This is a genomic window from Rhodovulum tesquicola (genome assembly GCF_024128855.1).
In the GTDB taxonomy this organism is placed as follows: domain Bacteria; phylum Pseudomonadota; class Alphaproteobacteria; order Rhodobacterales; family Rhodobacteraceae; genus Rhodovulum; species Rhodovulum tesquicola.
This window is the reverse complement of record NZ_JAMYDV010000010.1, coordinates 99,486-111,939: the sequence shown is the minus strand read 5'-3', so window position 1 is coordinate 111,939 and position 12,454 is coordinate 99,486. Positions and strand designations below refer to the sequence as shown.

General features: G+C 67.7%; 10 protein-coding genes and 1 pseudogene. 5 read left to right on the top strand and 6 right to left on the bottom strand.

All coding sequences use genetic code 11. The features are described 5' to 3' along the window. Positions 1-4: 4 nt before the first annotated feature. The 3 genes from pyrG to NHN26_RS10595 form a co-directional block, all read right to left on the bottom strand. Complete coding sequence (pyrG, locus tag NHN26_RS10605; protein WP_253089452.1) at positions 5-1,648, bottom strand: CTP synthase; 1,644 nt, start codon at positions 1,646-1,648, stop codon at positions 5-7. Between the two features lie 243 nt (positions 1,649-1,891). Further along, complete coding sequence (secG, locus tag NHN26_RS10600; RefSeq protein ID WP_132694459.1) at positions 1,892-2,275, bottom strand: preprotein translocase subunit SecG; 384 nt, start codon at positions 2,273-2,275, stop codon at positions 1,892-1,894. A 65-nt stretch (positions 2,276-2,340) separates the two neighbouring features. Next, a complete protein-coding gene (locus tag NHN26_RS10595; RefSeq protein ID WP_253089451.1) occupies positions 2,341-2,760 on the bottom strand; it encodes a DUF6524 family protein in 420 nt (139 codons plus the stop codon). A 254-nt stretch (positions 2,761-3,014) separates the two neighbouring features. On the opposite strand from NHN26_RS10595, the gene NHN26_RS10590 reads away from it, so the two are divergent. After that, on the top strand, positions 3,015-4,307 hold the full coding sequence (locus tag NHN26_RS10590; protein WP_253089450.1) for an adenylosuccinate synthase: 1,293 nt from the start codon (positions 3,015-3,017) through the stop codon (positions 4,305-4,307). Continuing rightward, positions 4,307-4,519, top strand: a pseudogene (locus tag NHN26_RS10585) (DUF2842 domain-containing protein); the annotation flags it as partial. The gene NHN26_RS10590 and the pseudogene NHN26_RS10585, both read left to right, overlap by 1 nt. Positions 4,520-4,735: 216 nt before the next feature. Here NHN26_RS10585 and NHN26_RS10580 read toward each other — a convergent pair. Then, a complete protein-coding gene (locus NHN26_RS10580; RefSeq protein ID WP_253089449.1) occupies positions 4,736-6,835 on the bottom strand; it encodes a hypothetical protein in 2,100 nt (699 codons plus the stop codon). 139 nt (positions 6,836-6,974) lie between these two features. On the opposite strand from NHN26_RS10580, the gene NHN26_RS10575 reads away from it, so the two are divergent. Next, the gene (locus tag NHN26_RS10575; protein WP_290442924.1) at positions 6,975-7,670 is read left to right on the top strand and encodes a thiamine diphosphokinase; all 696 of its coding nucleotides are present in this window, start codon (positions 6,975-6,977) and stop codon (positions 7,668-7,670) included. On the opposite strand, the gene NHN26_RS10570 is transcribed toward NHN26_RS10575, so the two are convergent. Then, positions 7,624-8,538, bottom strand: a complete 915-nt coding sequence (locus tag NHN26_RS10570; protein WP_253089447.1) for a DMT family transporter — start codon at positions 8,536-8,538, stop codon at positions 7,624-7,626. The two genes, NHN26_RS10575 and NHN26_RS10570, sit on opposite strands and share 47 nt — an antisense overlap. 154 nt (positions 8,539-8,692) lie before the next feature. Then, on the bottom strand, positions 8,693-10,069 hold the full coding sequence (locus tag NHN26_RS10565; protein ID WP_253089446.1) for an L-serine ammonia-lyase: 1,377 nt from the start codon (positions 10,067-10,069) through the stop codon (positions 8,693-8,695). A 162-nt stretch (positions 10,070-10,231) separates the two neighbouring features. Here NHN26_RS10565 and rpiA point away from each other — a divergent pair, with 162 nt between their 5' ends. Further along, the gene (gene rpiA / locus NHN26_RS10560; RefSeq protein ID WP_253089445.1) at positions 10,232-11,014 is read left to right on the top strand and encodes a ribose-5-phosphate isomerase RpiA; all 783 of its coding nucleotides are present in this window, start codon (positions 10,232-10,234) and stop codon (positions 11,012-11,014) included. A 7-nt stretch (positions 11,015-11,021) separates the two neighbouring features. Beyond that, positions 11,022-12,380 (top strand): glutathione-disulfide reductase, encoded by a 1,359-nt coding sequence (gor, locus tag NHN26_RS10555; RefSeq protein ID WP_253089480.1) that lies wholly within the window; start codon positions 11,022-11,024, stop codon positions 12,378-12,380. The last annotated feature ends 74 nt before the right edge of the window (positions 12,381-12,454 follow it).

Here is a 12,454-nt window from a genome sequence, read left to right as displayed (position 1 = left end):
CGCCCTAGACCAGCCGCGACACCTCGACCGCGGCGCGCACGAAATCGGCGAACAGGGGATGCGGGGCGAAGGGTTTGGATTTCAGTTCGGGGTGGAACTGAACGCCGATGAACCAGGGGTGATCCTTCCATTCGACGATCTCGGGCAGGCGGCCATCGGGCGACATGCCGGAAAAGACCAGCCCGCAGGCCTCCAGCTTGTCGCGATACTTGATGTCCACCTCGTAGCGGTGGCGGTGGCGTTCCTCGATCACGGTGGCGCCATAGATCCCGGCTACCTTCGAACCGGCTGCCAGATGCGCGGTGTAGCTGCCCAGCCGCATCGTGCCGCCCTTGGCGTCATCGGCCTTGCGGGTGACGGTGGCGTTGCCCTGCACCCATTCCTTGAGGTGATAGACGACCGGCGTGTACCGCTTGCGGCCCGCCTCGTGGTCGAATTCCTCGGACCCCGCATCGGCCAGATGCGCCACGTTCCGCGCCGCCTCGATCACCGCCATCTGCATGCCGAGGCAGATGCCGAGATAGGGGATTTGCCGGGTGCGGGCGAATTCGGCGGCCTTGATCTTGCCCTCGGTGCCGCGTTCCCCGAACCCGCCGGGCACCAGGATCGCGTGGAACCCCTCGAGCCAGGGCGAGGGATCCTCGCGTTCGAAGATCTCGGCGTCGATCCACTCGGCACGGACGCGGACGCGGTTGGCCATGCCGCCATGGGTCAGCGCCTCGGCGATGGATTTGTAGGCGTCCTCGAGTTGCGTGTATTTCCCGACGATGGCCACCCGCACCTCTCCCTCGGGGTTGAAGATGCGGTCGGACACATCCTCCCACTTGGCCAGGTCGGGCTTGGGCGCGGGGCTGATCTGGAAGGCATCCAGAACTGCCTGGTCCAGCCCCTCGCGATGATAGGCCAGCGGCGCCTCGTAGATCGACTTCAGGTCCTGCGCGGCGATCACGGCATCGGGGCGGACGTTGCAGAACAGCGCCAGCTTCTCGCGCTCCTTCTCGGGGATCGGCCCTTCGGATCGGCAGACCAGCACATCGGGCGCGATCCCGATCGAGCGCAGTTCCTTGACCGAATGCTGGGTCGGCTTGGTCTTCAGCTCGCCCGAGGCGCGGATATAGGGCAGCAGCGTCAGGTGCATGAAGATGCACTGGCCGCGCGGCTTGTCCTGGCTGAACTGGCGGATCGCCTCGAAGAAGGGCAGGCCCTCGATATCGCCGACCGTGCCGCCGATCTCGCACAGCATGAAATCGACCTCGTCCTCGCCGATGCGGATGAAGTCCTTGATTTCATTCGTGACGTGGGGGATCACCTGGATCGTCTTGCCTAGGTAGTCGCCCCGGCGTTCCTTTTCCAGCACGTTGGAATAGATGCGGCCCGACGAGATCGAGTCGGTCGCACGCGCCGAAACGCCGGTGAAGCGTTCGTAGTGGCCAAGGTCCAGATCGGTCTCGGCGCCGTCATCCGTGACGAAGACCTCGCCATGCTCGAACGGGCTCATCGTGCCGGGATCGACATTCAGGTAGGGGTCCAGCTTCCTTAGCCGCACGGTAAAGCCACGCGCCTGCAACAATGCCCCGAGCGCCGCCGAAGCCAGACCCTTGCCGAGCGACGAAACCACCCCGCCGGTGATGAAGATGAAGCGTGCCATAGGCTCGGCGACTCCCGTGATGCTTGTCGTTTCACTGCCCGATTCGGCGTCGAGCCGCCGCGGTATCACGGGACTCGACATATAGCGTATTCGGTGGCGTGCCGCAACCGGACCGCTAGATGCTGTTAAGGATTTCGATTGTGCCGCAACCCCTTGTGGGTTTACTGCGGCCAGGGTTCTGAAGCTGTTCCTGCGGCCCGGCCGGGCTGAAAGCTTGTTGCAGCGCGGCCGGGCGGGAAGGGCTCAGTCGGCCCGCGGCGGCAGCAGCGGTGAGGTGTCGCCCGGTGCAACCGGCGGAGGCGGCAAAAGCCCCTCGCCTGCGGGCAGACCCGATGTGCCGGGGTCCGGCACGGGCGCCTCGACCGGGGCGGGCGCGCCGCGGACGCGGTCAAGGACCGAGACCCCGGCGGCGTTCTGTGCGGCGATGATGGTCAGTGTGATCGAGGTGCCGATGAAGCAGATGGCGAAGAACCAGGTCAGCTTGCCCAGCGGCGTCGACGGCGCGCGGCCGGTGACCGCACCGCCGCCGCCCATTCCGAGGCCACCCCCTTCGTTGCGCTGCAACAGCACGATGCCGATCAGGCAAAGCGCCAGGATCAGGTGGACGATGAGGATGACGTTTTCCATGCGAGGCGGCCCCGGACTTGGTCTGGCGGTCTACCTAAGCCCAACGGGCCGCCCCCGCAACCCCTTCAGGCCTGAGCCGTCTTGGTCTCTGGTTTCTTGGCCGCCGCGCTCTTCTTGGCCGGAGCCTTGGTCCCGCGGCGCCAACTCATCGCGCTGGCCAGGATCAGCGACAGCACCGCGATGCCGCCCCAGATATTGGTCGCGCTGACGACGGGCTCGATGATGCCCTTGTCGATCAGGATATAGCCCAGAAGGCCGAAGATGATGACGACAAGGAACAGGCCCACGACACCCAGCGCGCGCAGCGAGCCGATGAGGTAGACCAGAAACGCGATGGCGAGCATGGCGCCGAGCCCGATTACCAGGGCCCTCTGGTCGCCCTCGTAGTTCGCCTGCGCCCAGGTCGTGTAGTTGTATTGGGTCGGATTGTAGGCGGCTGCCAGAAGGATTGCGGCAATCGCCCAACGAAGCAGAAATCCGGACATTTCTCGTCCTCCGTGGTTATATTTCGACAGAAGCCGACTCGCGGCAGAGTCTACCTCTGGATAGTCCCGTTGCGGCGAAAAATGGCCTGCCTCATCGTCGCAGGGACGTTCGGACCCGCGGGATGGACGCGAAATCCCGCCGGTCGGCGAACGGTGCGTGCCGCGGCGGCATTGTCCGAGAAAACCGCTTGCCTCGGCGACCATGGCCGATATACCGGCGCGGGTTTGCATCCAGCTAAGCGAGGAAGTCCGCCATGGCCAATGTCGTCGTCGTCGGCGCCCAGTGGGGCGACGAGGGGAAGGGCAAGATCGTCGACTGGCTGTCCGAGCGCGCGGATGTCGTCGCGCGGTTCCAGGGCGGCCACAATGCCGGCCACACGCTGGTCATCGGCGGCGTCACCTACAAGCTCAATGCGCTGCCTTCGGGCGTGGTGCGGGGCGGCAAGCTTTCGGTGATCGGCAATGGCGTGGTGCTCGATCCCTGGCATCTTCTCAAGGAGATCGAGGCGATCCGTGCCCAGGGCGTCGAGATCTCGCCCGAGACGCTGATGGTCGCCGAGAACACACCGCTGATCCTGCCCTTTCATGGCGAACTGGACCGCGCGCGCGAGGCGCAGACGGCGGTGGCGAAGATCGGCACGACCGGGCGCGGGATCGGGCCCTGCTACGAGGACAAGGTGGGGCGCCGGGTGATCCGGGTGGCCGATCTGGCCGATGACGCGACACTGGAACTGCGGGTGGACCGGGCGCTGGTGCACCACAACGCGCTGCGCGCGGGGCTGGGCCTGTCCGAGATCGACCGGGACGCGCTGCTGGCCGATCTGCGCGCCATTGCCCCCGAGCTGCTGCGTTATGCCGCGCCGGTCTGGAAGGTGATGACCGAGGCGCGGCGCGCGGGCAAGCGCATCCTGTTCGAGGGCGCGCAGGGGGCGCTGCTGGATATCGACTTCGGCACCTATCCCTTCGTTACCTCGTCGAACACAATCGCAGGCCAGGCCGCGACCGGCACCGGCCTGGGACCGGGCGCGATCGACTTCGTCCTCGGCATCGTCAAGGCCTACACGACGCGCGTGGGCGAGGGGCCGTTTCCGACCGAACTGGGCGATTCCGATGGCGAACGTCTGGGCGAGCGGGGCCGGGAATTCGGCACGGTGACGGGGCGCAAGCGGCGCTGCGGCTGGTTCGATGCGGTGCTCGTGCGCCAGACCTGCGCCACATCCGGGGTGAACGGGATCGCCCTGACCAAGCTCGACGTTCTGGACGGGTTCGAGTCGCTTCGGATCTGCGTGGGCTACGACCTGGACGGCCAGCGCCTGGACTATCTGCCGACAGCCGCCGACCAGCAGGCGCGCTGCGTTCCGATCTACGAGGACCTGCCCGGATGGTCGGACTCGACGGAAGGCGCGCGCAGCTGGGCCGACCTGCCTGCCAACGCGATCAAGTATGTCCGCCGGGTCGAGGAGTTGATCCAGTGCCCGGTCGCACTACTCTCAACGTCGCCCGAACGTGACGATACGATCCTTGTAACCGACCCCTTCGCAGATTGATGGCCCTGTCCTGGAAAGCCCGCCGCCGCTGGTCGCTCGTGATCCTTCTGATCGGGCTGCCCGCCTATATCATGGTGGCCGTCAGCGTGGTGGCGCTGTTCGACCGTCCGCCATTCTGGCTCGAACTGGTGGTCTATATCGCGCTGGGCATCGTCTGGGCGTTGCCGTTTCGCTTCGTTTTCCGTGGCATCGGCCAGCCGGACCCTGACGCCTCCGCTGCACCGCCGCGGGTCCGTTCCGGCAAGGCGGACCCCGGCGCGGCGGGGGGCCGCGATGTGGATGGGGCGCCGGGCAAGGACAGTTCCGCAGGACGATAGCGTAAACGGGCCTGCGGCGGAGCGATCCGGGGTTCCTGCCGGTCCCTTGCCAAAAAGGGTTGCTCCATGCGCGGTCGATCACGCACCGCGGGGCCGGCCCCCAGGAACTTCTCAGGCGTGGCGGCGTGCCGCCTCTGGCGTTTCGCCGTCTGGGGCAAGTGTCGCCAGCACGAACTCTCCGCGCCGGACCTTCCTGAAGGTGCCGGTCCGCAGCAGACCCGCGAAGGCCTGCAGCAACTCTTCGCGCGAGTCCCCCTCGCCAAGGCGGGCCTGCGCAAGCCGCAGCACCTCGGGACGGGTGAAGCGTTCCAGCCCGCGTTCGACCTGCAGATAGGTCGCCGCCGCTTCAAGCAGGTCGGCCATGCCGGTTGGGCCGTACCCTTCCAGGAACCGGGAGAATTCCTGATCGCTGGCCGACTCGGCCTCTGGATTGTCGGTGGCCATGCCGTCTTCGGCGTCCGTGGCGGTGACGCGCCGGGGGCGGATCGCCATCGGGGTCTCGCCCGGGAAGGGGTGCGGCATGTCGACGCGCTGTTCCGAGACCAGCATGAGCGGGGCAAGCCGCTGGGGTTCGTCGGTTGCGGCGTCGGACCCGGCCGTGCGTTCGCCGCGCACCACCTTGGCCAGCACCTGGCGATAGGGGCGGCGCGCGTGCTCGTCCTCGGACCCGGCGGAACGGGCTGCGCCCGACTTGATTTCGGCGAAGGTCGCGGCCACCGCAGCCTTGAGATGCGCGATCGAACTGTGGCGGCGCGTCTGCTCTGCACCGTCGAGCTTGGTGTTCGTCTCGTCCCAGATCCGCTGCAATGCGGTCTCGACCCGGGTGGGGGCCTCCGGTTCTTCGTTCGCTGCGTCGGCGGCATCGTCCGCATCGGGCCATGCCTGCGCGGCGGTGGGCAGCTCAAGGGGCGCGGTCTCGTCGCCCTGGACATCGGGGGCCGCGGGCGGCGTCCGCTCCACGGCGAGGGGCTGATCGAGGAGGAGTGGCGTGTCAACTTCGCGCCGCACCTCCTGCGCCGCTTCGTCATCCGGGGGCTCGGAGTCTCGCAGCGCGATGTCCGCGTGTCCGGCGTCTACCCGCTGCGCGTCCTCGTCCGGGACCTCCTCGCGGGCCGCTGCCGCGGCCGCTGCGCCGGTGCCGTCCTTGTCTTCGGGGGCTGACGTGTCGTGGGCCGCCTCGGGGGCCTCGTCCCTGGTGGTGGTGGCGCTGAACTCGGCCCATACGGCGGCAAGCTCGGCCTGAAGCTCGGCCTCGAGCGCATCGGGCAGACGCGCCTCGTCCGGTGTATGCTCCTGCGTTGCGGTCTTGGTCGCAGCCAAGGGAAGCGGCGGGGACTCGGGCCAGCGGGCGACGACATCCTCGCGCTTGAGCTTGAGAACCCGGGCGCGGGCGCGCGGCTGGGCAGGCACGGGATCGGTGGGGGGCGCGGTCACTGCGACGGGCGCGGCCCCAGTCGCGGGACGGGGGTCGAGAGCGGCGAGAACGCGCGCCCGCGTGCCCGCATCCGTGTCATCGTCACCCTCGTCGGAGAGCGTTGCCTCGGCGACCGGTGTGGCGGCTGGGGCAGGCGCAGCATGCGGAGGCGTCCCCGGAACCGGGTCCGGCGCGGTATCTTCGCCGGTGGCACGCGGTTCTGCGGCTGGTCCGGCAAACGGGGGCTCCGGCGCTTCTGCGGCCGGATCAGGCGACTTTGGGCCGGGCTGGCCCTCCGCTTGGCGGGCTGCGGGCGTCTCGACCTTGAACCCGGCCTCGGCAAAGGGGGCGGAATACTCGGCCGGGGCGGCGGCGCGCGCGTTCTCGACCACGGCGCGGATACGCGCGAGCTTGGCCGCGACGGTTTCGGGTTCGTCGGAAGGGCGCATTCCCGGTGCGGCCTGCGGTTGCTCGTCCTGGGTGCGGGTCGGCATCTCGGCAAAGACCCGCGGCGCCTCGGCGGACAGATCGTCGCCTGGCACAATTGCGGGGCGAAGCAGGATTCCGCCCTCGTCGACGCGGGCCTCGACACGCTTGCGGATCTCGCGTTCGGCGATGCGTTGCAGCATCGCGGCGTCCGGGCTGGGCGGTTCCGCGCCGAAGAAACGGTCCTCGGCCGCAAGGTCACGGAAGTATTCGGCGATGGCCTTCATCGTGTCGAAGGAATCCTCGAACCCTTCGAGGGTGCACGAGAAGGTGCCGTAGGACACCGTGAGTATCTTGCTTGCACCAACCATGTTCGTTCGCTTTCTCCCCCCGCTCATCGCGCGAGTATTTACCATAGGCTCCTTCCTAAAGATGAACAGAAAGTGTTTTTTCGTGGATTTTTCGGCGTTTCGGTTGCGTTGGCCCTGGTCCTGACCCATTGCTGCAAGAATGTCGCCGCGATTGCTCCAGAGTCCCGACCCGATCGCAATCCTCGGGGGAGGTGTCGTTAACCCGAATCAGCTGACGCGGGTTCTGGGCCTTGTGTCAGACGTGGTGGCTGCCGATGGCGGGGCGGATCACGCGCTTGCCGCCGGGCTGATGCCGCGTCTGGCGATCGGGGATTTCGACTCGATTTCGGATCGGACGCGCGCCGCCTTGCCGGTCGAGCGACTGCACCATGTCACCGAGCAGGATAGCACCGATTTCGAGAAATGCCTGCGCGCGGTGGCCGCGCCGCTGATGCTCGGTCTGGGCTTCATGGGGGCACGGATCGACCATGCGCTGGCGGCGATGAACGCGCTGGCGCGTTATCCCGACCGGCGCTGCATCCTGATCGGCGAGGCGGATATCTGTTTTCTCTGTCCGCCGGAATTGCGCCTAGCCCCGCCGCAAGGCGCGCGGCTGTCGCTGTTCCCGATGGGGCCGGTGCGGGGGGAGAGCGAGGGGCTGCGCTGGCCGATCGCCGGGCTCGACTTCGCGCCGGGCGGGCGGATCGGCACCTCGAACGAGGTGACCGGCCCGGTGACGCTGCGCATCGAGACCGGTGCCATGGTGGTCATCCTGCCCGAGACGGAACTGGAGGCCAGCGCCGCGGCGCTCATGGCGCAGGTGGTGGCGGGCGGTTCAGGTGACGCTCGCGCATGAAGACGTAAAGTCCGGCGCCCATGATGATCGCGATGCCCGCCAGGGCCTGGGCGTCGGGCAGATCGTCGAAGATCAGGAAGCCCAGAACGGCAGCGGCGACGATCTCGAGATATTGAAGCGGCGCGATCACCGCGGTGGGCGCGCATCTGAGCGCGGCGCTGATGAAGAGATGCGCGACCGTGGCGGCAAGCCCCACCCCGGCGAGCCAGAGCCAGAAGATGCCCCGTGGCATGACCGGGTCGAGCGGGGCGATACCGGACCCTTCGAAGACCGCGAGCAGCGGCAGCACGATCACGCAGGCGCCCAGCGCCGTCCACGCCTGCAGCGCCACCGGATGGGTGTGGCGCGCCACCTGCCGGGTCGCGACCATGTAGCAGGCGAAGAACAAGGCCGTCAGAAGCGGCAGCAGGGCCGCCGCCCCGAAGGCGGCAAAGCTCGGCCGGATCACCAGAAGCGCGCCGACAAAGCCGATGATACAGGCCAGAACCCGCCGCCAGCCCACGGTTTCGCCCAGCACCAGCGCACCCAGCAGCGTCAGGATGAAGGGCTCGACGAAGAAGATCGCGATGGCATCGGCCAGCGGCATCACCCGCAGCGCGGCGAAGAAGGCGGAGGTGGCGGCGAGGATCAGGCCGGCGCGCAGCAGGTGCAGTCCGGCCTCGCCCGGGGTGGGGCGGGTGAGGAGACCAAGCAGCGCCGCCAGCGGAACCAGGATCGCCGCCTGCACGGCAAAGCGCGCGGCCGAGATCTGGGCGACGGGGATTTCGGACGAGGCCAACTTGGCGAAGCTGTCCATCACCGGGGCGGTGACGGTGAAGCCGATCATCAGCATTATGCCGGCGAGGATGCGGTCGGGCGCGGGGCTCATCGCGCAGTGATGCACCGGCCCTGCGATCCCGTCCAGCGCCCTGCCCAGAGTGCGCGCGGCGGGGCAGGGGGGCGCTGCCCCCCGTCCTTGCGGACTCCCCCCCGGGATATTTGAAGCCAGAAGAAGGATGGAAGCTACAGCGCGGTCAGGGGGCTCAGCAGTTCGGCACGTTGACGGCCAGCCCGCCCAGCGCGGTTTCCTTGTATTTCTCGCTCATGTCGCGGCCGGTCTGGCGCATGGTCTCGATGCAGGCATCGAGCGGCACGAAATGGTCCCCGTCGCCGCGCAGTGCGAGCGAGGCGGCCGAGACAGCCTTGATCGCGCCCAGGCCGTTGCGCTCGATGCAGGGCACCTGCACCAGCCCCTTCACCGGATCGCAGGTCATGCCCAGGTGGTGTTCCAGCGCGATTTCAGCGGCGTTTTCCACCTGTCCGGGGCTGCCGCCCATGACCGCGGCCAGCCCCGCCGCCGCCATCGCCGCGGCCGAGCCGACCTCGGCCTGGCAACCGCATTCGGCGCCCGAGATCGAGGCGTTGCGCTTGATGATGCTGCCGATGGCGGCCGCGGTCAGCAGGAAATCCCCGGTCTTCGAGGGCTGCGCGCCGGGCACATGATCCAGCCAGTAGCGGATCGTGGCGGGCACAACGCCGGCCGCGCCGTTGGTGGGCGCCGTGACCACGCGCCCGCCGGCGGCGTTTTCCTCGTTCACCGCCATGGCATAGACGCTCATCCAGTCGTTGATCGTGTGCGGCGGCGTCAGGTTCAGCCCGCGTTCGGCGATCAGCGCCTGGTGGATCGCATGTGCCCTGCGGCGTATGTTCAGCCCGCCGGGCAGGGTGCCGTCGGTGGCCAGCCCGCGGTCGATGCAATCGCACATCGCCGTCCAGATCGCCGCAAGCCCGTCTTCAAGCGCGGGGGGGCTGCGCCGGGTCAGTTCGTTCTGCCGCTTCATCTGCGCGATGGTCAGGCCGGATCGGGCGGCCATGTCCAGCATCTCGGCCGCGTTGCGAAAGGGGTAGGGGACGGGGGCGCCTGTGCCGTCCTCGGGATCACCGGACGCAAGTTCGGCCGCCGTGCGCACGAAGCCGCCGCCGATGGAATAATAGGTCTCGGTCAGGATCACGTCGCCCTGGGCGTCGGTGGCCGACAGGACCATGCCATTGGCATGGCCCGGCAGCGCGCGGTCGTAGTCGAAGACCAGATCCCGGGCAGGATCGAAGGCGAGCGGGTCCAGCCTCTCGGGCATGACGCGATTCTCGGTCCGGATACGGGCGAGGGCGGCTTCGGCGGCATTGGCATCGTAGGTTTCGGGGCTCACCCCGTCGAGGCCCAGTATGACTGCCCGATCGGTGGCATGCCCGACACCCGTGAAGGCGAGCGAGCCGTGCAACGTCGCGCGCAGGCCATGGGCGCGAAAGGGAGAGGCGCGCAGCAGGTCGAGAAACCGCGCCGCGGCCACCATCGGCCCCATCGTGTGCGAGGACGAAGGCCCGATGCCGATCTTGAAGATGTCGAAGACGGACAGATACATGGAACTCCTCCCCGTCATCATAACTGGCATGGCCTGCGCCATTTTCCATCCCGAAAGCGACGTTTCGCGCGGAGCGCGCGGTCGTGCCTCCTGCGCGATTGCCCCTCGCGGCCCTGATCCAACTTGCCTATAAGGGCACGGAGCCGAGAGAGGAGACCGCCCATGTCCGCCGAGCTTTCCCCCATCGAGAAGGCCAAGTTCGTTGCCGCCAGGCGTGCCAGCGACATGGTGGAAAACGGGATGAAGGTGGGGCTGGGCACCGGCTCGACCGCGGCCTGGATGGTGCGCTGCCTGGGCGAGCGGGTGCGCGAGGAGGGGCTGAAGATCAAGGGGGTGCCGACCTCGACACGCACGGCCGACCTTGCGCGCGAGGTGGGGATCGAGGTGATCGCGCTGGACGAGGCGGGCTGGCTGGACCTGACCATCGACGGGGCGGACGAGTTCGATGCCGAGCTGAACCTCATCAAGGGGGGCGGCGGGGCGCATTTGCAGGAAAAGATCGTCGCCAGCGCGTCCGACCGCATGGTGGTGATTGCCGATCCGGCCAAGGAGGTGGCGCATCTGGGCGCCTTCCCGCTGCCCGTCGAGGTGATCCCCTTCGGCTGGAAGACGACGCGCAAGCTGGTCGAGGAGATGCTGGAGGGAATGGACGTGCTGGGCCGCGACGTCACGATCCGCATGAACGGCGCGATGCCCTTTGTCACCGATGAGGGCAACCATATCCTCGATCTCCACCTGCTGCGCATCGGCAACCCGCGGCAGTTGGCGCTGGTGCTGAACCAGGTTCCCGGTGTGGTCGAGAACGGGCTGTTCATCGACATCTGCGACACCGTGGTGATCGGTCACGGGGATGGTCGGGTCGAGCTGCGCGACGTGGCTGCGGGCAGCGTGCAACAGGACAGCATCGAATTCGCCGAAAGCGAGAACCTGTTCAAGGATGTCTGAGCGCGGCATGGCCTTCGACTACGATCTTTTCGTCATCGGCGGCGGTTCGGGCGGGGTCCGGGCGGCGCGTCTGGCCGCGGCCGAGGCGGGCGCGCGGGTCGGGCTGGCCGAGGAATACCGCATGGGCGGGACCTGCGTGATCCGCGGCTGCGTGCCCAAGAAGCTGATGGTCTTCGCCTCGGGTTATGCAGGCGCAATGCAGGATGCGCGCGCCTATGGATGGGATGTCGCGGCGGGCGGCTTCGACTGGGCGGTGTTCCGGGCCAGGCTGGATGCCGAGCTTGACCGGCTTGAGGGTATCTATCGCGGCAACCTGCAGAAGGCAGGGGTTGAAATCTTCGATACGCGCGCCGTGCTGGCCGATGCACATACCGTGCGGCTGGCCGATGGCACCGAGAAGACCGCGCGCCATGTCCTGGTCGCGACTGGCGGCCGGCCCTTCGTGCCCGAGTTCCCGGGGTCAGAGCATGTCATCACCTCGAACGAGGTGTTCAGGTTCGAGGCGCTGCCCAAGCGCATCCTGATCGTCGGTGGCGGCTATATCGCCTGCGAGTTTGCGTGCATCCTGAGTGGCTTGGGCGTCAAGGTGACGCAGTATTATCGCGGCGCGCAGATCCTGCGTGGTTTCGACGAAGAGGCGCGCGGCCATATCGCCGGGGCGATGTGCGACCAGGGCATCGGCCTTCGGCTGGGCTGCAACGTGCAGCGGATCGACCGGGTCGCGGACGGGCTGTGGGTCAAGGCCACCGACGGACATGACGGGGTATATGATGCGGTGCTTTACGCGACCGGGCGAGTCCCCAACACCGCGGGTCTGGGTCTTGAGGATCTGGGCATCGGGCTGAAGGAGAACGGCGCGGTCGAGGTCGACGGCTATTCCCAGACCGCTGTCCCCTCGATCTATGCGGTGGGCGATGTGACCGACCGCATCAACCTGACGCCCGTGGCGATCCGCGAGGGCGCGGCCTTTGTCGAGACGGTGTTCAAGGGCAACCCCACGCGCGCCGATCACGAGCTGGTGCCCGGCGCCGTCTTCACCCGGCCCGAATTCGGAACGGTGGGACTCAGCGAGGAAGAGGCGCGCGCCCGCGGCGGGGTGGAGGTCTACGCAACCGCGTTCCGGCCGATGCAGTCGGGCTTTGCGGGACGCGAGGATCGGGTGCTGATGAAGCTGATCGTCTGCGCCCATTCCCGCAGGGTTTTGGGGTGTCATATCGTCGCCGACCATGCGGGCGAGATGATCCAGTTGGCCGCGATCGCGATCCGGATGGGCGCGACCAAGGACGACTTCGACCGCACCGTCGCGGTGCATCCGACCATGGCAGAGGAACTTGTGACGTTGAAGGCGCCGGTCAGGACGTGGTGAAGGCGGGTTGAATTCCGCCCCCGAGCGACCAGTTAGGTCACACGAGTTTGCGAGACGAGCGAGAACGGTAACAG

Coding starts and splice junctions, on each gene's coding strand:
- NHN26_RS10570 (WP_253089447.1), bottom strand. CDS start 8,538: ATGAGCCCCGCGCCCGACCGCATCCTCGCCGGCATAATGCTGATGATC.
- NHN26_RS10580 (WP_253089449.1), bottom strand. CDS start 6,835: ATGGTTGGTGCAAGCAAGATACTCACGGTGTCCTACGGCACCTTCTCG.
- NHN26_RS10565 (WP_253089446.1), bottom strand. CDS start 10,069: ATGTATCTGTCCGTCTTCGACATCTTCAAGATCGGCATCGGGCCTTCG.
- NHN26_RS10595 (WP_253089451.1), bottom strand. CDS start 2,760: ATGTCCGGATTTCTGCTTCGTTGGGCGATTGCCGCAATCCTTCTGGCA.
- NHN26_RS10575 (WP_290442924.1), top strand. CDS start 6,975: ATGTCGCCGCGATTGCTCCAGAGTCCCGACCCGATCGCAATCCTCGGG.
- rpiA (WP_253089445.1), top strand. CDS start 10,232: ATGTCCGCCGAGCTTTCCCCCATCGAGAAGGCCAAGTTCGTTGCCGCC.
- NHN26_RS10590 (WP_253089450.1), top strand. CDS start 3,015: ATGGCCAATGTCGTCGTCGTCGGCGCCCAGTGGGGCGACGAGGGGAAG.
- gor (WP_253089480.1), top strand. CDS start 11,022: ATGGCCTTCGACTACGATCTTTTCGTCATCGGCGGCGGTTCGGGCGGG.
- secG (WP_132694459.1), bottom strand. CDS start 2,275: ATGGAAAACGTCATCCTCATCGTCCACCTGATCCTGGCGCTTTGCCTG.
- pyrG (WP_253089452.1), bottom strand. CDS start 1,648: ATGGCACGCTTCATCTTCATCACCGGCGGGGTGGTTTCGTCGCTCGGC.